General features: G+C 50.3%; 21 protein-coding genes. 14 read left to right on the top strand and 7 right to left on the bottom strand.

Annotation, left to right across the window (positions count from 1 at the left end; translation table 11 throughout):
• Positions 1-39: 39 nt before the first annotated feature.
• The 4 genes from H8B13_RS17185 to H8B13_RS17170 form a co-directional block, all read right to left on the bottom strand.
• Complete coding sequence (locus H8B13_RS17185) at positions 40-633, bottom strand: hypothetical protein (protein WP_187312054.1); 594 nt, start codon at positions 631-633, stop codon at positions 40-42.
• A gap of 3 nt (positions 634-636) precedes the next feature.
• Complete coding sequence (gene selD, locus H8B13_RS17180; protein WP_187312053.1) at positions 637-1,689, bottom strand: selenide, water dikinase SelD; 1,053 nt, start codon at positions 1,687-1,689, stop codon at positions 637-639.
• 54 nt (positions 1,690-1,743) lie between these two features.
• Positions 1,744-2,802 (bottom strand): tRNA 2-selenouridine(34) synthase MnmH, encoded by a 1,059-nt coding sequence (gene mnmH, locus H8B13_RS17175; protein ID WP_187312052.1) that lies wholly within the window; start codon positions 2,800-2,802, stop codon positions 1,744-1,746.
• An 82-nt stretch (positions 2,803-2,884) separates the two neighbouring features.
• Complete coding sequence (locus H8B13_RS17170; protein ID WP_187312051.1) at positions 2,885-3,598, bottom strand: pyridoxine 5'-phosphate synthase; 714 nt, start codon at positions 3,596-3,598, stop codon at positions 2,885-2,887.
• 141 nt (positions 3,599-3,739) lie between these two features.
• Here H8B13_RS17170 and H8B13_RS17165 point away from each other — a divergent pair, with 141 nt between their 5' ends.
• The 14 genes from H8B13_RS17165 (at position 3,740) to H8B13_RS17100 (ending at position 17,372) form a co-directional block, all read left to right on the top strand.
• Entirely contained in the window at positions 3,740-4,204 is a 465-nt protein-coding gene (locus H8B13_RS17165; RefSeq protein WP_187312050.1) for a GatB/YqeY domain-containing protein, read from the top strand.
• Between the two features lie 76 nt (positions 4,205-4,280).
• Positions 4,281-4,802, top strand: a complete 522-nt coding sequence (locus tag H8B13_RS17160; protein WP_187312049.1) for a CvpA family protein — start codon at positions 4,281-4,283, stop codon at positions 4,800-4,802.
• Positions 4,803-4,935: 133 nt separating this feature from the next.
• Positions 4,936-5,556, top strand: coding sequence for an anthranilate synthase component II (locus H8B13_RS17155; protein ID WP_187312048.1), 621 nt, complete (start codon positions 4,936-4,938; stop codon positions 5,554-5,556).
• Between the two features lie 12 nt (positions 5,557-5,568).
• Complete coding sequence (locus H8B13_RS17150) at positions 5,569-6,357, top strand: alpha/beta fold hydrolase (RefSeq protein WP_187312238.1); 789 nt, start codon at positions 5,569-5,571, stop codon at positions 6,355-6,357.
• A 124-nt stretch (positions 6,358-6,481) separates the two neighbouring features.
• Positions 6,482-7,159, top strand: a complete 678-nt coding sequence (locus H8B13_RS17145) for a CBS domain-containing protein (protein ID WP_187312047.1) — start codon at positions 6,482-6,484, stop codon at positions 7,157-7,159.
• A gap of 141 nt (positions 7,160-7,300) precedes the next feature.
• Positions 7,301-8,740, top strand: a complete 1,440-nt coding sequence (locus H8B13_RS17140) for a BamA/TamA family outer membrane protein (RefSeq protein ID WP_187312046.1) — start codon at positions 7,301-7,303, stop codon at positions 8,738-8,740.
• Between the two features lie 39 nt (positions 8,741-8,779).
• Complete coding sequence (locus H8B13_RS17135) at positions 8,780-9,673, top strand: NAD kinase (RefSeq protein WP_187312045.1); 894 nt, start codon at positions 8,780-8,782, stop codon at positions 9,671-9,673.
• A gap of 128 nt (positions 9,674-9,801) precedes the next feature.
• Positions 9,802-10,701 carry a DUF6089 family protein gene (locus tag H8B13_RS17130; RefSeq protein ID WP_187312044.1) on the top strand — a complete coding sequence of 300 codons (900 nt, stop codon included), beginning with the start codon at positions 9,802-9,804 and terminating at the stop codon, positions 10,699-10,701.
• Between the two features lie 43 nt (positions 10,702-10,744).
• On the top strand, positions 10,745-11,467 hold the full coding sequence (locus H8B13_RS17125; RefSeq protein ID WP_187312043.1) for a DUF6089 family protein: 723 nt from the start codon (positions 10,745-10,747) through the stop codon (positions 11,465-11,467).
• Between the two features lie 84 nt (positions 11,468-11,551).
• Complete coding sequence (locus tag H8B13_RS17120; protein ID WP_187312042.1) at positions 11,552-12,298, top strand: isoprenyl transferase; 747 nt, start codon at positions 11,552-11,554, stop codon at positions 12,296-12,298.
• A 9-nt stretch (positions 12,299-12,307) separates the two neighbouring features.
• Positions 12,308-14,824, top strand: a complete 2,517-nt coding sequence (gene bamA / locus H8B13_RS17115; protein WP_187312041.1) for an outer membrane protein assembly factor BamA — start codon at positions 12,308-12,310, stop codon at positions 14,822-14,824.
• A 38-nt stretch (positions 14,825-14,862) separates the two neighbouring features.
• Complete coding sequence (locus H8B13_RS17110; RefSeq protein ID WP_187312040.1) at positions 14,863-15,546, top strand: OmpH family outer membrane protein; 684 nt, start codon at positions 14,863-14,865, stop codon at positions 15,544-15,546.
• A gap of 41 nt (positions 15,547-15,587) precedes the next feature.
• Positions 15,588-16,217: an OmpH family outer membrane protein gene (locus tag H8B13_RS17105; protein ID WP_261990434.1), complete on the top strand. Its 630-nt coding sequence runs from the start codon at positions 15,588-15,590 to the stop codon at positions 16,215-16,217.
• A gap of 93 nt (positions 16,218-16,310) precedes the next feature.
• Positions 16,311-17,372, top strand: a complete 1,062-nt coding sequence (locus H8B13_RS17100) for an RluA family pseudouridine synthase (RefSeq protein WP_187312038.1) — start codon at positions 16,311-16,313, stop codon at positions 17,370-17,372.
• Positions 17,373-17,458: 86 nt separating this feature from the next.
• On the opposite strand, the gene H8B13_RS17095 is transcribed toward H8B13_RS17100, so the two are convergent.
• Genes H8B13_RS17095 through H8B13_RS17085 form a run of 3 tightly spaced genes read right to left on the bottom strand, consistent with a single transcriptional unit; the run spans position 17,459 to position 20,300 of the window.
• Positions 17,459-19,057: a tetratricopeptide repeat protein gene (locus H8B13_RS17095; protein WP_187312037.1), complete on the bottom strand. Its 1,599-nt coding sequence runs from the start codon at positions 19,055-19,057 to the stop codon at positions 17,459-17,461.
• Between the two features lie 45 nt (positions 19,058-19,102).
• Positions 19,103-20,062 carry a PstS family phosphate ABC transporter substrate-binding protein gene (locus H8B13_RS17090; RefSeq protein ID WP_187312036.1) on the bottom strand — a complete coding sequence of 320 codons (960 nt, stop codon included), beginning with the start codon at positions 20,060-20,062 and terminating at the stop codon, positions 19,103-19,105.
• Positions 20,043-20,300, bottom strand: coding sequence for a hypothetical protein (locus H8B13_RS17085; RefSeq protein WP_187312035.1), 258 nt, complete (start codon positions 20,298-20,300; stop codon positions 20,043-20,045). Before H8B13_RS17085 ends, H8B13_RS17090 begins: the two co-directional genes overlap by 20 nt.

The following is a 20,300-nucleotide window of genomic DNA, read 5'->3' as shown; positions in this document are numbered from 1 at the left end:
CAAACGCGTTTGGGGATGATGCGTTGCCAATTCGGTCACTCAGGTCCAGCAAAACCAGCGCTGCCGGTGCTCCAGGGGCGTATTACGCAAGAATTCTGTCAGCGGAGCGAGGTTGAGTAGCAAAGACGTAAGCGTGAGTACTTCGCCAGTGCGTAGGTGCAGGCGCAGAAAGTCGTAGTTGCTCCAAAATAATCGCTTCGACTTGCAAGTAACGCGCTCCACGCGCACCAGTTCGCTTTGTCGGAACGGAATTCGCACACGTCCCTCATACACTTCCAAGCGATTGTCCTTCGGGTCAAAAACCAGCGTGGTGTGCAGATTGCGAGCGTAATATTGAGCGTGCAGCAGCAATGCTGGCATCGAAAAGCCCAGCAGTACGGCTGCCAGAGCCAGCAGCAAAACCGCCTCGTGGGGCGCTAAGTGAGTCGTGTAAAAGTAGAAGCCCAGATTAGGCAAGCCCACGCCTAGGCACAGCAACGGCCAGAATAGCAGGTAAAATTGCCGCAGAAATGTAGGCCGATAGACTTTGCTTTTCTGTGAGAAAAAGCTGGTGATAAAGCGTAGCCCGAAGACAATGGCAAACACGACCACCCCAATTTCCAGCAGGGGCCGCAGTATCTGGAATATCTTCACCGCTTACCGAACCTGAATCCAGGCCTCGCCCGGCGTATGTGGCCGCAGCGTGCCAAAGGATTGCAAGTCAAGGCCGTACTGGGCAAAAATGCCCCCCACCGCCTCGCGTCCTTCCGGCGCTACGCACACCAGCAAGCCCCCCGACGTTTGGGGGTCGCAAAGCCACTGGCGCTGCTCATCTGTCACCGGCCCGATTTTGTGGCCGTAGCTGTCCCAGTTACGGATAGTGCCGCCGGGAACTGCTTTTTGCTGACGGTATTCCTCTGCTTCCTTGAGCAAAGGCACTTTCGCGAAGTCAATTTCTGCCGTCACGTTGCTGCCTTCGCATACCTCCGCCAAGTGCCCGAGCAGACCAAAACCAGTCACGTCGGTCATGGCGTGCACGGCGGCTAGTTGCCCAAGTTCGTAGCCAATTTTGTTGAGCTGCATCATTTGCTGGGGGGCAATTTGCTCGTGCTCAGTCCGCAGAATGGCGCGTTTTTGCGCTGTGGTCATCATGCCCACGCCCAACGGTTTGGTAAGGTAAAGCTCACAGCCAGGCGTGGCCGTGTCGTTGCGCTTGAGGTTGGCAATATCAAGCATGCCAGTCACGGCTAGGCCGAAAATGGGTTCTGGTGAGTCAATGCTGTGGCCGCCCGCCAGCGGGATGCCCGCTTCGGCGCAGATGCTACGGCTACCTTCAATAACGCGGCGCGCCACCTCAGGGGGCAATTTATCGATGGGCCAGCCTAGCACGGCAATAGCCATAACCGGTCGGCCGCCCATGGCATACACGTCGCTGATGGCATTGGCCGAGGCAATACGCCCAAAGTCGTAGGCGTCATCTACAATGGGCATGAAAAAGTCGGTGGTACTGATAATGGCCTGACCGCCGCCGATATCGAACACAGCCGCATCGTCGCGGGAGCTATTGCCCACCAGCAGCTTATCGTTTTGAGGCTGCGGAATGCTGGTGTGCAGAATTTGGTCAAGCACTTTCGGCGCGATTTTGCAGCCGCAGCCTGCCCCATGACTATACTGAGTAAGGCGAATCTGGTCGATTTCTTCGGAGATCATAAATTCAATAAGGAGGTTATCGTGGTGCTTCGTAGCTTGATGTAGAACCTGGAATTAAGCTACGCCTCGGGAAGCAAAAAGAGACTGGGCAACTACCGTTTTGGCCGCGGCCCGCACCAGTTCCGCGTTCACCACCGGGTCGCAGGTGTGAGAAGGAACACGCACAATGGTGCTGTTGATTTTGGTGTTTAACCCGTGGCCGTAGGTTTTGTCATAATAATCGAGGGCGATGTCCACCATTTTTTCCATATCGCCCGCTTCAATGGCCGCCAACGCTTCCTTCGTTGCCAAACCACCCAATCGCTTACTAATGCGCTGAATGGCCCCGGCTAACTCAGCGGGGTCTTCGCGACCGTACTCAGCTGCTAACTTACTGGTGCGCACCGTCCGCGGAATGTCGAGCACCACGAGTGGGGCGAGGCGCATTTGCTCGAAAAGTGGCTTTGGAATCGTCACGCGGCCAATAGACAGGCTCTCGTCTTCGAACCACGGCATGGCATTGGGGGGCAAATTTGACAACTCAAGGGCTAACTCATTCTCAAATTGCTCGGCCGTAGGCTGCGGCGACAACCCAATGCTGCCAAACGAAGAGCCTTTGTGGCTGGCCAAACCCTCCAGATCAACAATAGGTTCGCCCTGACGGGCTAACTCGTGCAGCACGTCGGTTTTGCCGCTGCCCGTCAGGCCGCCAAGCACGAATAAAGAACGCGGCTGGGCAAATTGAGTTAGTGCCCAGCGGCGATAGTCTTTGTAGCCTTTGTCCAGCAGATGCACTTTAAAGCCGGCCAACTCCAGCAGCCACAGCACGGCTCCGCTGCGCATGCCCCCGCGCCAGCAATGCAGACGCACTTCCTTCTGGGGGGCAATTTTCTGCGCCAGCTTCACCATCTTACTCATCTTTGGGCCAAAAAAATCCAGACCGATATGGATGGCTTTCTCCTGACTGACCTGCTTATAAGTAGTGCCAATGCGGGCCCGCTCCTCATCCGTAAACAGCGGCAAACTCACGGCCCCCGGAATGTGACCATGGGCATATTCTACCGGAGCCCGCACATCCAGAATGGGCACCTCGGGCGGGCCTTGCAGAAAATCGGAGAGAGAAAGACGAGGCATGTAGTAGAATTTGGTAGAAACGCAGCCTGATAAAATAAGCCAAAAGCGCAAGGTCTAACGCCGCAGCGGGCGTGATGCGTTCCTACAGTAATTGCCGGCGGTACAGCTGAATTGTGTTTTCCAACCCGAAATAGAGCGCATCACAGACGAGCGCGTGCCCGATGCTCACTTCTTCCAGCCCGGGTAAATTCTGCTTTAAGTAAGCAAGGTTATCCAGGTCTAAATCATGGCCGGCATTCAAACCGATACCGAGTTCCTGCGCCAGAATAGCCGCAGTACGATAAGGGGCAATAGCAGCGGCCGGATCAGCATGAAAATGTTGCGCATACGCTTCCGTATACAGCTCAATGCGGTCGGTGCCGGTACCTACGGCGGCTTTCACCATAGCTGGATTGGGGTCTAGGAAAATAGAAACCCGGCACCCCAGCGCCTTAAGCTCCGTCACGACGCCCAGCAGATAAATCTGATGCTCGATGGTGTCCCAACCGGCATTGGAAGTAATAGCATCAGGCGCGTCTGGCACGAGGGTTACCTGCTCGGGGCGCACTTCTCGCACCAGATTAATAAAATCGGGTGTCGGATTGCCTTCCACGTTTAACTCTGTAGTCACAATCCGCTTAAGGTCGCGCACGTCCTGGTAGCGGATATGGCGCTCATCGGGCCGTGGGTGCACCGTGATGCCCTGGGCCCCGAACCGCTCACAGTCGCGGGCCACTTGCAGCACATCGGGGCGGTTGTGGCCGCGGGCGTTCCGCAGGGTAGCGATTTTGTTTATGTTTACGCTTAGTTTTGTCATCTCGTTAGAAAGCGAAAATTGGCTTTGATCTGAAGCCAGCGCACCGCGAAAGTACGCCGATTTTACGGGAGCTTTTTTGGGTTCGTTGGCTTGCCGCCCGTTCGTCACAGGCGGCTTTTTTTACTTTACAATTCCTCTATTATGGCCCTGAAAGAAACTATCGACGCTGCTATCAAGCAAGCGATGCTTGCTAAAGATAAAGTACGCCTCACGGCTCTGCGCAGCATCAAATCGCAGATATTGCTGGCCGAAACAGCTGAAGGCGCCCACGGCGCAGCCCTCACGCCCGAAGCCGAAATCAAGCTGCTCACCAAGCAGGCCAAGCAGCGCCGAGAAGCTGCCGAAATGTATCAGAAGCAGTTTCGCTCCGATCTCGAAGAAATTGAGCTGGCGGAGTTGGCCATCATCGAAGAATACTTACCTCAGCAACTCTCCGAAGCCGATTTGGTTGAGCGCCTCGTTGATATTATCCAGCGCGTGGGCGCCACTGGTCCTTCAGACCTAGGCAAAGTAATGGGGGTAGCAGCTCGCGAGTTAGGTGGCCAAGCAGACGGGCGCATGATTTCGCAAGTTGTAGGTCACTTACTGAACAATACAAACGTCTAGTTTTTAAGGAGTTGAACCTGGAAGTTGCCTGAATCTATTTCTAGCTCCAACTCCTAATTTTTTAGCCCCTTCCAAAATGTCTGGTTTCGACCTCTTTCTGCTTTTGGTGGTGGGCGTGGGCGCAGTGAAGGGGTTTCGGCGGGGCTTAGTGTTGGAGGTCGCGTCACTGTTGGCCTTTGTGCTAGGGGTGGTAGGCGGGCTCAGCTTGCTCAACGATGCTATTCCGCTGGTTCGGCATTATGTGGGTGAGGCCTTTGGGCTACTGCCCATCGTGTCATTCTTGTTGGTGTGCGTGCTCATTGGTTGGGGAGTTCATTTATTAGGCAGCTTCGTAAAGAGCGCCGTGCATCTGACCCCGCTCGGCTTGCTCGACAACTTGCTGGGCGGCGCTGCTGGGGCGTTGAAATGGATATTGGGCTTAAGTCTGCTCCTACACGGTTTGGGCTTAGCTGGCGTAAATCTGCTCTCCCCCACCCTAACTGGCGACTCGCAGATGCTCACCGTTGTGCGACAGGCCACCCCGGTAGCCTTGGAGGTGGTGGGTTTTGTAATGCCATTCGCCAGTACGCTTCTAACCCGCTTGCGGGGGGTATTTTAGAGCTGAACTATTGAGCCATTACTGGAGCTAATTTGTTTGTCGCTTGTAAGGTGAACAATCAAGGCTTTAAGCTTGCAACCTTTCAACCCATCAACAGCTCAGTCCCTTAGTTATTCAACTAGTTAGTTATCCTGTGCGGCTTCTTCTGCTCGACAACTTTGATTCCTTCACTTACAACCTGTTAGACTACTTGCAGCAGTTGAATGTGCAGGTGCAAGTCGTGCGCAACGATGTGCCTTTGGCGAATATCAGGGAGCTTGAGTTCGATGCAATCGTGTTGTCGCCGGGGCCAGGTACACCGGGCAGGGCAGGCGTAATGCCCGAACTAATCCAAGCGTATCATCAGCGGGTACCAATGCTGGGCGTGTGCCTAGGGCACCAAGCATTAGGCGAATTTTTTGGGGCAAAACTGCAACGTGCTGTGCGGCCTATGCACGGTAAAGTTTCGGAAATCGAAATTGCCCCCCAAGAGTCGTTATTCGAAAATTTGCCCCCCAGATTGATGGTCACCCGTTACCACTCCTTAATAATCAAGGACTTGCCCGAAGTACTTGTGCCATTGGCCCACACTACGGATGAATATCAGGAAATAATGGCCTTGCGTCACCACTCATTGCCGCTCTACGGCGTACAGTTCCATCCCGAAGCATTACTGACGAGTCACGGCTTAGCCTTGCTCGGCAATTGGGTCAAGTGTTGTATCATTGCAATGGACGCCCGGTCGGCACCCGCCGTACCCGCGTCTGCCCGCTGAGAAGCCGAGATGATGGAATTGCAGATTAAGGAAAAGAATGGATTTCAGTACGTGGAGGAAGGCACCGGCGAGGTGCTCCTGCTCCTGCACGGCTTGTTTGGCGCCCTGAGCAACTGGCAGGACGTTGTAAGTGATTTCGCGCGCGACTACCGCGTCATCATTCCGATGCTGCCAATTTATGAGATGCCCCTCACCAAGGCTGGCGTACCTGGATTGGTGGGGTACGTAGAGGAATTTGTGGCCGAAATGGGCTTGCATCAGCCTTTTACACTACTTGGTAACTCGCTGGGTGGTCATGTGGCACTGGTTTATACGCTGCACAATCCGCAGCAGGTGCAACGCCTAGTGCTCACTGGCAGCAGTGGTTTGTTTGAAGACTCGATGGGCAGCTCGTTTCCAAAACGGGGCAACTACGGTTTCGTGCAGCAGCGGGTGGCTTACACATTTTACGATCCTTCGTTAGCGACCAAAGACTTAGTAGATGAGGTGTTCAACGTTACGAACTCTAACATCAAGGTACTTCGTATCATCAACATCGCTCGCTCAGCTCAACGCCATAATTTAGCCAAAGACTTAGGCCGAATTCAGGTGCCAACCCTGCTCGTCTGGGGCTTGAACGACACGATTACCCCCCCAATAGTAGCGCACGAGTTTCACCGCCTTATCACCAACTCCGAGCTGCATTTTCTGGACCACTGTTGTCACGCGCCCATGATGGAGCGCCCCGAGGCATTTAATGCACGGCTCCGTCAGTTTCTGCATAGCACTAAGCACCAGCAGGTCATTAGCTCCGTAACATAGAAGGCAAATTGCGTTTCAATTTGTAATTCGGGGCCAACTTAGCTAAACAAAGTTTGCTCCTTGGCGCTTGTTTGCCTTTTGGTTTGTAGCTTATCCACGTTTACTTCCGTTTCTCAGCCTACACATGCATTCTATGCTTGCCGAAGAATTGCTCAACCATATGATTCCGGCACTACAAGTGACGGACTCGACCGGGAAGGCTGCCAAATGGCTGGAGGAGTTTCACGTGGGGCAGCTTCCCGTCGTCGACAACCGCCAGTATCGCGGTCTTATTACCGAATCTGATCTGCTGGACTATGACCAGACGGAGGAGTTGCTCAGCCACCTGACGCTGGGCTACGCCGATGTGCACGTGCAGCACGATCAACATTTCTATAGCATCATGGAAATAGCTATCCAGAATAAAATTCAGCTGGTGCCCGTCCTCGATGAGCAGCGCGAATATATGGGTGTAGTGACGGTAGGCGATACGCTGGCCGCGCTTGGCCAGATGCCCATTGCCGTAGGGCAGGGGGGGATTTTGGTGCTTTCTATGGATGAGCGCGATTATTCTCTCACCCAAATCAGCCGGTACGTAGAGGAAAATAACGCCAAAATCCTGAGTGCCCACGTTGCGCAGGATGAAAGCGACCCATATAAAATTCGGCTGACGCTGAAGCTCAACACACCTTCGCTCACCCGCATCGTAGCTACGCTGGAGCGGTTCGGGTACGTTATCACCGCTCAGTTTAGCGGCGCTACCGATGTAGGCGAAGGCGAGCAGGACCGCTTCGATGCTCTTTTGAAGTATTTGAGTTTGTGAGCCTAACCTCTTCTGGGTAAGAGAGTTGTATTCGCAAAGAATAATAGCTTAGCCGTGCACTGCTGTAAGCTCTAAGCTATTCTTGGCGTTGCGGAACGACACTTGTGTTTCGCCTGATACTCCATTCTTAATGCTACTTACTTGAGCCTGCTCGCCTGTTTGCTTTCCTTACTGCTGGGCAGCAGCATTTTGCCCTCCAGGCTGGTTCCCGATTCTCTAAAACGCGCTCCAACTGATAGCCTGCTACAGACGCAATGCCCGCAGTATGCCGTGGTGCGCGTGGGTACCATTTTGTTTGCGGGCAATGAGGTCACCAAGGAGGTAGTACTACGTGCTGAACTAGATTTCCACGAAGGAGATACCCTTGATGCTGCTACGTTGGCTGCTCGGCTTGAAAATAACCGCCTGCGACTATTCAACCTGCGGCTGTTCCACAGCGTCATTCAGCAAACAGTTTGTCGCAACGGCGAAATTACCGTGCTGTTTGCGGTCCAGGAACGATGGTACACCTTTCCCATTCCAACGCTTTCATTTGCTGAGCGTAATTTTAACGCCTGGCTTGACCGCCCCGACCGATTGCGCCGGGTCAACTACGGGCTATACATTGTGCGCAAAAACTTCCGGGGCCGGAATGAAGAAGTACGCGCTAATGTGCAGTTAGGCTTCAACCGCCGCTACGAGTTGTTTTACGAAGCGCCAGGCTATGGTCCGCGCCGGCGTATCGGTTTTGGGGCGGGCATCTCATACACGCGTAGCCGTGCCCTCGACTACGCCACCATTCGCGACCGACTCGTCACGTTTCGCCCCGAAGATGGCTTACCGCTTATGCGCCAGTATGGCTCATTGGGGCTACGTTGGCGCCAATCGGTGCAGCGTTTCTCTGCCTTAGATGTAGCTTATTATAAGGAGCAGGTTTCCGATTCGGTTGTCGAACTCAATCCTGTATATTTTCTAAATGGGCCGCGGCGGGAGTATCTGGAACTTAAACTCACCAGCACCCTGAATCAACGGAATACGTTTGCCTATCCCCTTACCGGCCGATTCGCTCAAGTAGTCTTGTCACATCGCATTTTCCTGACATCAGGTAACGCCAATTTTACTACCCTCGTGGGCCGGTATTCCCAATATTTCGCGCTGGGGGGCAATTTTTACTACAATTTCAATTTGCAGAGTCAACTGCGGTTTGCCCAACGGATTGGCTACGCCGATAACCGAGCTCTTGGCTACGACTCACATGTGCGGGGGTATGATGCCTATGTTATAGACGGCCGTCACTATGGATTAGCGCGGCAAAGTGTGTCATATAGACTTCTTGATGCCGGTAAAATCAAGCTGCAGGGCATAACTAATTCCAAGATAAACAGCTTACCCTTGGTTATTTATTTGAATACCTTTACTGACGCCGGGTACGTGTTAGCCCGAACAACTTTCCCAGAAAACAGATTGCCCAACCAACTATTGGGGGCCGCCGGGGTCGGGCTGCATTTCGTCACCTACTACGATCGGGTGCTAACGGTGGAGTACACCCGAAATGGTCGAGGAGAAGGCGGTTTCTTCCTTCGCAGCGATTTTCCTATCTAAACTCTATCCCGACGGTTTACCGAAGGTTACTCTTTTGTTATGAAAATCGCCATAATTGGTAAGCCCCTAGACGATTCTAACTTGCCATTCGTGCAGGCTCTGCTAAACGATCTGGTATCTCGTCAGACCGAAATTCTCATTGCCGAGTCGTTTCATTCCTCCCTCTCATCCCGGCTCCACTTGCCTGAAAAAATCACGATTTTTCAGCGTGGCGATTCTTTGCGAGGCGTACAATTCGTTCTTAGCATTGGTGGTGACGGTACTCTATTAGATACAGTAACCTATGTTGGGAGCCTACAAATTCCGATTTTAGGTATAAACACCGGTCGGCTCGGTTTCTTGGCTACCATCACGCCAGAGCGTATAGCTCAGGCTATAGACGCCTTATATAAAGGACATTTCGTAATTGAGGAACGAAGTTTGATCCGCGTAGAAACCGATCCGGATGTTTTCGGTAAGATCAATTTTGGTCTTAATGAATTCTCCATTCTCAAGCGAGACACGTCGTCTATGATTGTGGTGCATACCTATATCGATGGCGAATATTTGAATTCTTATTGGGCAGATGGCCTGATTGTAGCTACTCCTACCGGCTCTACAGGCTATTCTTTGAGCTGTGGAGGACCCGTGATGTTGCCACAAACCAACAACTTTATTATCGCACCCGTGTGCCCACACAATCTTAATGTGCGTCCTCTAATCGTGTCAGACCGTAGCGTTATTTCCTTTGAAATAGAAGGTAGAAGCAACAATTTCTTGCTGTCGCTCGATTCACGCTCAGTTCCGGTAGAGGCTAATGTGCAGATTGCTGTAAGACGTGAAAACTTTGGGGCACGACTGGTCAAATTGAATCACGTTAATTTTCTGACCACCTTGCGCAGTAAATTAAACTGGGGCTTAGATCGACGTAACCCTGCTGGAGCCCCCGTATAAGTGAAGGGCTATTTGTAATATTTGTTTTTAAAGTTCCTTACAAACCCTACTTTTGTCGCTGACTGCTACTTGTGCCTATTGGCTACCTCGCTTTCTCAAAATCTGATATTACTAACCTTGGTTTGATTATGAAGCATTTCTTTACCCACACCTTAGCTGTGTTGCTCGTGCTTGCACTGGTAGCCAATGAGGCAAGCGCCCAGCAGTTTAACAAACGGAAACAGTACAATTCCGTAGGAGTAAGCCTGAACGCTATGAATTATTTCGGTGATATAGTACCGAAGGCCAGTGTTCCCAGTTTCCGTTTTGCTGCTACCCGGCCCAACATAGGCCTGACTTTCACACGCCGTTTTGCCCCCCGGATATCTGGTCGGGCTGGTCTGTCTTATGGCCGTATTACCGGCGATGACACGAAAGCTGCTAACCAGAACGATTCGGATGCCAAGTATCGCTACAACCGTAATTTCGCTTTCCGCAATGATATAGTTGAATTGTCAGCTATCGGAGTTTTCGATCTGATCGAAAACCGCAATACCTACGTTAAGCGCCCTGATTTTGTGCCTTATGTGTTCGCTGGTATTGCTGCCTTCTATCATAACCCCAAGGGTTTGGTAAAGGATAACGCAACGACTTTGACTCCTGGTGATTATGTAGAGCTTCAGTCCTTGAATACAGAAGGCCAGACAGAAGGCTACAGCAAAACCCAGATCTCCATTCCATTTGGCGGTGGCGTTCGTTACAAAATCAATAAAGACTTTGATATCGGCTTGGAGATAGGCTGGCGCAAGACATTCACTGACTACCTTGATGATGTAAGCGGTAACTTTGCTGCCGACGCTGATCTTCGTAGCCCTGCTGCTGAGTACTTCGGTCGTGATATAACGCTTAGCCGCACTGGCGAGTTTGCTGGCTTCAATGATCCAGGAAATATGCGTGGCAAGAGCAATGAAGATGATTGGTATATCGTTACTGGTATCACGCTCAACTACATTCTTCAGCCACGCGTGAAGAGTCCTAAATTCCGATAGCCGTATAATATCTGGCTGTCTATTCCACTCAAGAGTCAGTCTGATGCTGCATTTGCTTCTCCGCATAACACTCCTTACTTGCTTTTTGCAAGTAGGGAGTGTTTTTTTTATTGCTTCTGCTAATGCTCAAAATACCAGTGAGTTGGGTATTGGTATTGGGGGGCTGAATTATAAAGGTGAGCTCTCACCCAATTATCAGTTCGAGAATAATAGGCCGGCTCTGACTATTTTCTATCGAAAGGATATCTCAGTGCCAATTACACTCCGGGGGGCTTTTACAGGCGGCATGCTCCAAGCGAACGATGAGAATGTACAAGGCGTAAATGATGCGACAGCACCATTACATAGTTATCGGCAAGCTACTATGAAGGGTGGTCTGGCTGAGGTGTCTGGCGTATTGGAATACAACTTTTTCAATTATCATAACCGAAAGGATAAGATTCACTTCACGCCTTATGTGTTTATTGGCGTTGCAGGATTTTATGCCAATACAAAAACGACTTTCGAAGGGCAAAGCTTTAATATTCCCAATACCAGTGGAGGTATGCTAGGTGTTGCTATTCCAGTTGGTGCGGGAATAAAGTATGCATTATCACCTAGGTGGAACCTGGGGTTGGAAGCTGGGGCTCGCAAAACCTTTACAGATAAATTAGATCATCTAAGCAACGAAAATGCATTCATAGCAAATCGGAATACCAAGGATTGGTATTTCTATAATGGTGTAAGCATCTCCTATACATTCTATAAAATTTATTGCCCCGACTAAAGCGCAGAGGAGTAGCGCTCATTCCGACGGAAGGCAAATGCAACCATTTGCGTAACTTGCAGCCTCTTTACGCAAAAAATAGCAATGGCCTCTAGGTCCGAAGTTGACTCTCAGAATTTACCCGCCCACGTAGCCGTTATCATGGATGGTAATGGCCGCTGGGCTAAGCAAAAAGGTGGCCTACGCATTTTTGGTCACCAGAGCGCCATTACGGCTGTGCGGGATACAGTGGAAGCGGCAGCCGAACTGGGCATTGCGTACCTAACGCTCTACGCTTTTTCGACCGAAAACTGGGCCCGGCCAGCCTATGAAGTGACAGCCCTGATGCAGTTGTTGGTACATACTATTCGCCAAGAAACACCGACTTTACTTAAAAATGGTATTCGGCTCGAGTCTATTGGGCAGATTGATAGTTTGCCAGCATCCTGTCAGCGTGAACTAGCTGAAGCGAAGGAATTGACCCGCGCCGGCACCCGTATGACGCTTGTACTGGCTTTAAGCTATAGCGGGCGCTGGGACCTGACTCAGGCCATGCGCCGCATTAGCGAAGAGGTGGCTGCTGGCCGATTGGAGCCTACCGCTGTAAATGAGGCCACAATAGCCCAATACCTTGCTACGGGGAGCATTCCTGACCCTGAGTTGCTTATTCGGACTAGCGGAGAGCAGCGTATCAGTAACTTTTTGCTTTGGCAACTGGCTTATACTGAACTTTATATCACTGATTTGTTGTGGCCTGACTTTCGGCGTGAACATTTCTATGATGCCATTCAGTCCTATCAGCGGCGCGAGCGCCGTTTTGGCAAAACCAGTGAGCAACTAACCGTTTCGTAAGTTTTTAGAATGATTGCTTCTCTCAATAGATTTATCAGGCTGTTAGCCCTCACATTGTCGCTTGGATTAGTTGGCGTTGGACAATTGCGTGCCCAAACGCCTGCGCCTGCATCAGCGCCTGCCGAGCCTCAGCGTTACGAGCTGGGGGGCATTACTATTAGTGGAGCGCGCTATCTGGATGCAAATACGCTGATTGGAATAACTGGACTGCGGGTAGGCGACCCGATAACTATTCCAGGGGAGGAGATTGGTAAAGCCATTCGCCGCTTGTGGGAGCAAGGCATCCTCGGTGATGTGAGCGTGTCTGTTACTCGCATAGACGGACAGCGCGTTTTTCTCGACTTCTTCCTGAGTGAGCGTCCTCGCCTTTCTAAGTTCGATTTTGTAGGCATCAGCAAGAGCCAGGGTGATGAGCTACGGGACAAGATCAAGCTTATCCGGGGTAAAGTGGTTACGGACGCACTATTGAATAACACGCGCACTCAGGTGCGCAAATTCTACACGAATAAGGGTTTTCTGGATGCCAAAGTAAACATCACACAGGTACCCGATTCGAGCTTGTCGAATAGCGTAGTACTAAAAATTAAAGTAGATAAAGGTGATAAAATCCGCATTCGTGACATTGCTTTCGAAGGTAATGAGGCGTTTTCTGATAGTAAGCTCCAAAAGAAGCTAAAGAAAACAAAGGCTAAAAAGTCATATAAGCTGCTGACGGCTGGTAAATTCCAGCGTGCTGAATACGAAGAGGATAAGCTGAAGCTATTAGAATTCTATAATGCTGAAGGCTACCGAGATGCTGTTATCGTTGCTGATACTTTGATTCGGCAGGAGGACGGTCTGGCCTTGCGAATTACTGTGGATGAAGGACCGAAGTATTACTTCCGCAATATCACCTGGAACGGTAACTATCTGTACGATGATAAGACGCTAGCCTCTGTGCTAGGTATCAAGAAGGGAAGCGTTTACAATAAGGAAGAGCTTGAGAAGCGCATCAGCTACAACCCTACCGGTCAAGATGTGCAGTCGCTCTACATGAATGACGGTTACCTGTTTTTCAATATTGATGCGGTTGAAACCAAGATTGAAGGTGACTCTATTGACTTAGAGATGCGCATAAGTGAAGGTGTTCAGGCTCGTATTAAAGAAGTAAATATTGCTGGTAACACAAAAACCAGTGACCATGTATTGCGCCGTGAACTGCGTACGCTGCCGGGTGATAAATTCAATCGGGAGTTATTGATTCGTTCACAGCGGGAGATTTCTACACTTGGCTATTTTGACCCAGAAAAAGTCGGCATTAATCCTGTCCCTAATCCTGCTGAAGGCACAGTAGATATTAACTACACAGTAGTTGAGAAGCCTTCTGACCAGATTACGCTTTCGGGCGGTTGGGGTGGCTTTGCTGGCTTCATTGGTACGGTAGGCTTGGTTTTCAACAACTTTTCGCTTCGTAAAGCGGGGGATTTTAGCAATTGGAAACCCGTACCAGCCGGTGATGGCCAACGGTTGGCACTGAATATTCAGGCAAACGGATTACAGTACCAAGCTTATTCTTTTTCCTTCACAGAGCCTTGGCTGGGTGGTCGCAAACGTAACTCGCTCACCTTTAGCCTAAACAAAAGTATTCAGCGTTTGGGACAAGCATTAGATGCTAGTTCAGATCGCTTTATAAAAGTGAATAGCGCATCTATCGGCCTAGGACGGCAGTTACGCTTTCCTGATGATTATTTCACGTTGACTAACTCGCTTTCCATTAGCCAATATAAGTTGAATAATTACTCTGCTTTTGGCACTGAGTTCTTCAAAAATGGTACGGGTAATGCCAACAATATCACGCTGAATACAACTTTGTCACGCAATAGCATCGACAATCCGACGTATACTCGTCGCGGTTCGTCGCTGTCACTAAGTCTGAACCTGACTCCTCCTTATTCGGTGTTTAAAGGGGCGCACCCTTCCGTGAATGAATGGGTTGAGTTTCATAAGTGGATGTTTGATGCTTCGTGGTTTACACCTATTGTAGGTAAGCTAGTATTAAACTCTCGAGCACACTTCGGCTATATTGGCTCCTACTCCGACCGGCAGATAGGGCCTTTCGAGCGATTCAAGATGGGTGGTGCCGGATTGGGCTTTGGCGGAGCAGCCAACTTCTTAGTTGGTACCGAGTTCATTGGTTTGCGGGGCTATGGTGACCCCGGCGACGCCACCGCCATTCCTACGGCTCGGCAGTCATCAAGTGGGGGTGTGGCTTACAATAAATACGTAATGGAGCTACGTTATCCAGTGTCGCTTAATCCGGCAGCTACTGTATATGTCTTGAGCTTTGCGGAAGCAGGTAATTCCTTTGATCAATACACCAACTACAACCCTTATAAGCTGTACCGTTCGGTAGGTGTTGGTGCCCGCATATTCATGTCGGCATTCGGTTTGCTCGGTTTTGACTATGGTCTGCCGCTTGATACGGTGCCTGGCCAGACTAAAAAGGAGGGGATTTTCCACTTTATAATCGGCCAGCAGATTCGCTAATTCATTAGCCAGTTAGCTGGGTTCTTAAAGTCGTCGCCATGAAAAAGCTACTCTATTCTTTTTTTCTTTCACTAGCAGTACTGCTAACGGCTTCTACAGCCCAGGCGCAAAAATTCGGGTACGTAGATTCCGAATTCGTGATGGGAAAATTGCCGGCCTATGCTGCTGCACAGCAGGAGTTAAATACACTGTCTGGCAACTGGCAGAAGGATATCGAGAATCAAAAGAAGGATCTTGATAAGCTATATCGCACTTATCAGGCAGAAGAGGTGTTACTAACAGAAGCCGCAAAAAAGAAGCGGCAAGATGAAATTCTGAAAAAGGAACAGGAGATTAAAGCTTATCAAAATAAGATTTTTGGTTTTGAAGGACAGCTGTTTAAAAAGCGTCAAGAACTAACAAAACCTGTTCAGGACCAGGTATTTGAAGCCATTGAACGAGTGGCTAAGAAAAAACAACTCGCGATTGTATTTGATAAGGCTGGTGATTTAACCATGCTTTACACAAATCCAGTGCATGACTACACTGAATTCGTATTGGAGGAGTTGGGGTTGGCTTCTGAAGAGAAAAACCAACTTGGTACCAAGGGCTCAGTCCAGACGGTAGAAACGCCTGCTACGCCCACCGATGGCGTAAATGCTGAAGCTGCTGACGCGCCGGCAACAACTCGTCCGGCACCCCGCACTCGGCAACCGGCTCAGCCGGTAAAACGAAAAAATTAACTTTGACTTTCTAACTTGCAACTTCCCTTTTAATGACCACCATGAACAAAATCCGCTTTGCTTTGGCCGCGGCCGCCCTCATTTTCACTACTTCTACGGCTACGCTAGCGCAGCAGGCTCCGCTAAAGATCGGATATACTAGCGTGGACTATGTGCTCAGCCAGATGCCTGAAAGCAAGCAGATCGAGTCAGATCTGAAAGCATACAGCTCGCAGTTGGAAGCTCAGCTAAAGAGCAAGATTGCTGATTATCAGACGAAGGCTGAGGCTTATCAGAAAGGTGCCAGTGCGATGACTGAAGTTGTACGCGCTGACAAGGAGAAGGAGTTGACGGGCCTACAAGGCTCTATCCAGGAGTTCCAGCGCAGCGCTGACAACTCACTCCAGCAGAAGCAGCAAACGCTGCTAAAGCCCGCTTTGGATAAGCTACAAAAGACGATTGATGCAGTAGCTACTGAAAACGGCTATACGTATGTATTGAATTCGGATGGTGCTAGCCCTGTGCTGTTGCACGGCCCGAAAGAAGGCGACATCTCCGACATGATACTGAAGAAGATGGGCGTAACGCCTGGTGCAAATCAAGCTTCGGCTCAAGCTGCTCCGGCTAAGACTACCCCTGCTGCTCCAGCGGCAGCACCAGCTACTACAGGCAAAAAAAGCAAGAAGAAGTAAGCACTTCATCTGCTACATATCAGGAAAGCCGGGACTTAATGTTCCGGCTTTCTTGTTTTTGAGACCTTATTAGCAACAGCAACCCATTCGCTTATGCTTACTGAAAATTTGCCCCCCGATGATTTAACTGATGAAGAACTCGGCGAAGGCGGCGACGAACTTTATGAACACCACCGCATTCAGGTAGATCGGGGGCAGGAAATGCTGCGCATTGACAAGTTTTTGCTGAATCGACTTTCGCATACCTCCCGCACCAAGATTCAGAATGCTATTCTAGCTGAAGCGGTGCAAGTGAACGAAAAGGTCGTAAAGGCCAGCTATCGGATAAAGCCGTATGATATTATTACTATCACGCTGCCAGAGCCTCCCCGCGAGTTCAAGGTGGTGCCCGAACCGATGGAACTGGATATTCCTTACGAGGACTCGGCGCTGCTCCTTGTAAATAAGCCCGCAGGGTTGGTAGTGCATCCGGCTTTCGGTAACTGGCAGGGCACATTAGTAAACGGACTGGCGCACCACCTACAAAACCTGCCTACAGGCCGCAATGGCGAGATACGTCCGGGCCTTGTGCATCGCATTGACAAAGACACGTCGGGTCTGCTGGTAATAGGCAAATCGGAGTGGGCAATGACACACCTCTCGCAGCAGTTCTTTCATCATACCATTGAGCGCACGTACTTGGCGCTGGTCTGGGGTGTTCCGAAAGAGATGGAAGGCACCATAAGGGGCCATGTAGGCCGTAGCGTGAAGGACCGCAAGGTACAGGCAGTATTTCCCGATGGTGAGCAGGGTAAGCCTGCTGTAACACATTATAAGGTGCTCAAAACGTTTCGGCACGTAGCGCTACTGCAATGCAACCTCGAAACTGGACGAACGCACCAGATTCGGGTGCATATGAAGCATATTGGCCATCCGCTGTTCTCAGATGCTACTTACGGTGGCGATAAAATACTGTACGGACAGCGTACAGGCGCTTATAAGGCCTTTGTTGAGAAAGCTTTCGCCCTAATGCCACGACAAGCGTTGCACGCCAAATCCTTAGGTTTTGAACATCCTGATACCGGTCAGCACCTACACTTCGAATCAGAATTGCCGGCCGATTTTGCTGCCGTGCTGGATAAGTGGGAGAAGTTTGCCGCCGATGTCGATGAATAGCTTAATTAAGCTGGCTTGCTTCAACGATCAATAAAAAAGCCCCCCAGCATTTGCTGGGGGGCTTTTTTATTGATCGTTGAAGCAAATTACTTCTTACGCTTCGTAATCTCAGTGATAGCAGTGCTAGCCTGCGTGTCATTAGGGTCAAGCGCTATTACTTCCTTCCAGTAAGGCAGTGAAGTGGCCTTCTCACCTTTCTGATAGTAGTAGTAACCCAGATACTTGTTAGCCTCAACCAAACCTTCCTTATACTTAGTAGGGTCGTTAGCTTTGGCTACCTCAATAAACTTCTCATAGTGAGGCTTGGCAGTACCTTGCTTGGAGTCTGGATCCAAACCAAAGTTAGCGCGAGCACGCATCAGGTATACAGGCACGTAGGTTGGACGAGCCGTAGCTACAGCGCTATATAACTTATCAGCTTCAGCGAACTGCTTGTTCTGCTCATAAGCACGAGCCAGATAAATCTGATCAGCTAGCTCAGGCTTATCACCTTGAGCGGCAATTTTGGCCTGATATGTAGCAATAGCCTTCGCGTAATCCTTCTTAGCGATATAAGCCTGCGCTAAGTCGTTCTGAAGATCACCAGCTTTATCAGGGTTAGCCTGAATGGCCTTCTCGATAATGGCAACACCCTCATCCGTACGGCCAGCACCCATCAGCATTTTGCCATAATACACGTTATCCTCGGGGATAATCTTGTTGGCAGGAGCCATCTTCATGTATTTCTCCATCGCTGGCAAGGCCAGGTCGTTCTGCTTGTTCTCATAAAGAGAGTAAGCCAGCAGACGATTCATTGTCAGGTTGTTTGGGTCCGTCTTCAATACGTTTTGTATCTCAGTCAGAGCCTCTGGGTATTTGCCAGTCAGATACAGGAAAGAAGCATACTTAGCATTTGTGCTAGGCGTCTTCTCAGCTATTGACATGTATTTCTGAAAGGTAGAAAGCGCTAAGTCGTATTGCTTAGCGAAGTAATACATTTCAGCTAAATCGCGATAAGCAGGAGCGAAGTTTGGGTCAAGGCTGATCGCCTTCTCAAAAGAAGTACGAGCTTCGTTGAAGTTACGTGAGCGCACATACAATTGACCCTTGCGGTAGTTAGCCATTACCGAGTTTGGATCGACGATCAATGCACGATCGTAGCTGCCCATTGCCTCGCCGCCGCCATTCTCAGACTTCTGATAAATGTCGCCGCGAGCGATCATTAGGCCCAAATCGTCTTTGCCTTTGTTAGCAGCTTGTGCAGCATTTACATAGGCTATAGCCTTAGCCGTGTCCTTAACGTCAGACTCAGCATATGCTTGGGCAATCATTTTTAGCGTGTTGAATGCCTCCTTTTTCTTGGTGGCTTTCACCGCTTTATCAAACTGATTTGCCGCTTCTGCCTCATTTCCTTTTGCCAGTGCAGCACGACCAGCGGCTACCAACGACATTGGAGAATCGGCATTAGGGGTGATCTTGCTGAAGTAAAAAGCAGCTGAATCGGGCATTTCCCGCATTTGATACAGGCGACCCAATTCATACATCGCTTCAGGCGATTGGCCTTGACGGAGTAGTGCAGCGCGGGCTTCACTATAGCGCTCCAATTCGAGTGACTTTTGGGCGGTCTGCGCACTCTGAGCGAAAGCGGTAGAGCCGGAAACCGACAAGGCAACGAGGAACGAAAGCTTCCAGGGCTTGAAGTTCATGAGCAAAAGGGTTAGTGGAGAAGAGTGAGTAAAAAAGTTTTAAGTCTACTTAGTTGAAGTTGTCACGATACGCGTTTGGCCAGTGGCCGGCATCAGTCCTGACTTCAAAATAATCAATTGGCCTTTAGTGCCAGCTACAAAAGAAGCAAATCCGCTGCCTAAACCCGTACGAGCTTCGCGGTTAATAACAAACAGCTCGCGGCGCAAAGGATACGTTTTGAGAGCCAGATAAGCCTGATACGGTTGTACGTAGTCGTCAGGTGACTTAGGATTGTCTAGGGCACTGATGCCCACTACCCGCACCTTTTGCAGAAAGCTCTGCACCGATGAGTCGTCACGGTCACTTATCCAGTTGGCACCCACCACGCCGATTGCGTCGGGATGCGTAGCAACGTAATCGAGTAGTTCAGGGTTCGATTTTGCCGCGAACACGCGCTTCGTTAAGGGGGTTCCCTGAGTTACTGAGTCCTGAACATAACGGGTAGTGCTGGAACGATTCGCATCAAACACTACATTGATATCTCCCAGTCCTTTTTTGCCGCTTACCTGTGCCCATTTCTGGGTTTGGCCAGTGAAAATCGCCCGAAGCTGAGCCATTGTGAGTAGCGAGTCGGGGTTGCTCGGGTGCACAATGATTGCCAATCCATCAGTAGCAATTTTGGTTACGCGCGGCGTGATGGTTTGCTGCTTAAAGGTTGCTTTCTCTGCATCTGTCAACTGCCGCGATACAATTACGGCGCGTACTTTATCTGCGAGCAAGTCCTGCATGACGGCTTCCTCTGGCTTGTAAACAGCCGTGACAGTAGCTGATTGGTAAAGTTTCTGAAAAGTGTCGACCTGTGAACGCACGATAGGCTCAAACGTTTCGTCCACACTGATGTTGAGACGGCCACTGGTAGGTGTATCTCTGTCAGCGGGATTGCCTTGGTTACAAGCTGTGGTGAGTAAGCCGGAGAGCAGGAGCAAGGTGCCGGCTGCTCGCCAGTTAGCGCGCAGAAGTGTCATTGGATTTCTTGAAATGTTGCTGATAGGTGCGGACAAATCTAATAATTCCGTAGAGGACAAAAATGCCCCCCAAAGTGCGTTGTACGGCCGGCGACAACGAAAATGCCTCAGGCGAGGCAAACCAAAGAAAGATGCCCAAGCTGATATAAGCTAAGGCCATAAACAGAGAAAAGTAGCGCATAACATTATTAGCGCCGCGCTTTCCTAAGCGTTCATCCGTGGTTTCGCGATTCAACAT

The organism is Hymenobacter sp. BT188 (assembly GCF_014333585.1).
Lineage (GTDB): Bacteria > Bacteroidota > Bacteroidia > Cytophagales > Hymenobacteraceae > Hymenobacter.
Note: the sequence above shows the minus strand (reverse complement) of the source record. Positions and strands in the feature narration are given on the sequence as shown.

What these genes read in the sequence shown, in the direction of transcription:
- selD (WP_187312053.1), bottom strand. Translation starts at nt 1,689, where the DNA reads ATGATCTCCGAAGAAATCGACCAGATTCGCCTTACTCAGTATAGTCAT.
- mnmH (WP_187312052.1), bottom strand. Translation starts at nt 2,802, where the DNA reads ATGCCTCGTCTTTCTCTCTCCGATTTTCTGCAAGGCCCGCCCGAGGTG.
- H8B13_RS17170 (WP_187312051.1), bottom strand. Translation starts at nt 3,598, where the DNA reads ATGACAAAACTAAGCGTAAACATAAACAAAATCGCTACCCTGCGGAAC.
- H8B13_RS17165 (WP_187312050.1), top strand. Translation starts at nt 3,740, where the DNA reads ATGGCCCTGAAAGAAACTATCGACGCTGCTATCAAGCAAGCGATGCTT.
- H8B13_RS17160 (WP_187312049.1), top strand. Translation starts at nt 4,281, where the DNA reads ATGTCTGGTTTCGACCTCTTTCTGCTTTTGGTGGTGGGCGTGGGCGCA.
- H8B13_RS17150 (WP_187312238.1), top strand. Translation starts at nt 5,569, where the DNA reads ATGGAATTGCAGATTAAGGAAAAGAATGGATTTCAGTACGTGGAGGAA.
- H8B13_RS17145 (WP_187312047.1), top strand. Translation starts at nt 6,482, where the DNA reads ATGCATTCTATGCTTGCCGAAGAATTGCTCAACCATATGATTCCGGCA.
- H8B13_RS17135 (WP_187312045.1), top strand. Translation starts at nt 8,780, where the DNA reads ATGAAAATCGCCATAATTGGTAAGCCCCTAGACGATTCTAACTTGCCA.
- H8B13_RS17130 (WP_187312044.1), top strand. Translation starts at nt 9,802, where the DNA reads ATGAAGCATTTCTTTACCCACACCTTAGCTGTGTTGCTCGTGCTTGCA.
- H8B13_RS17125 (WP_187312043.1), top strand. Translation starts at nt 10,745, where the DNA reads ATGCTGCATTTGCTTCTCCGCATAACACTCCTTACTTGCTTTTTGCAA.
- H8B13_RS17120 (WP_187312042.1), top strand. Translation starts at nt 11,552, where the DNA reads ATGGCCTCTAGGTCCGAAGTTGACTCTCAGAATTTACCCGCCCACGTA.
- bamA (WP_187312041.1), top strand. Translation starts at nt 12,308, where the DNA reads ATGATTGCTTCTCTCAATAGATTTATCAGGCTGTTAGCCCTCACATTG.
- H8B13_RS17110 (WP_187312040.1), top strand. Translation starts at nt 14,863, where the DNA reads ATGAAAAAGCTACTCTATTCTTTTTTTCTTTCACTAGCAGTACTGCTA.
- H8B13_RS17105 (WP_261990434.1), top strand. Translation starts at nt 15,588, where the DNA reads ATGAACAAAATCCGCTTTGCTTTGGCCGCGGCCGCCCTCATTTTCACT.
- H8B13_RS17100 (WP_187312038.1), top strand. Translation starts at nt 16,311, where the DNA reads ATGCTTACTGAAAATTTGCCCCCCGATGATTTAACTGATGAAGAACTC.
- H8B13_RS17095 (WP_187312037.1), bottom strand. Translation starts at nt 19,057, where the DNA reads ATGAACTTCAAGCCCTGGAAGCTTTCGTTCCTCGTTGCCTTGTCGGTT.
- H8B13_RS17090 (WP_187312036.1), bottom strand. Translation starts at nt 20,062, where the DNA reads ATGACACTTCTGCGCGCTAACTGGCGAGCAGCCGGCACCTTGCTCCTG.
- H8B13_RS17085 (WP_187312035.1), bottom strand. Translation starts at nt 20,300, where the DNA reads ATGTTGAATCGCGAAACCACGGATGAACGCTTAGGAAAGCGCGGCGCT.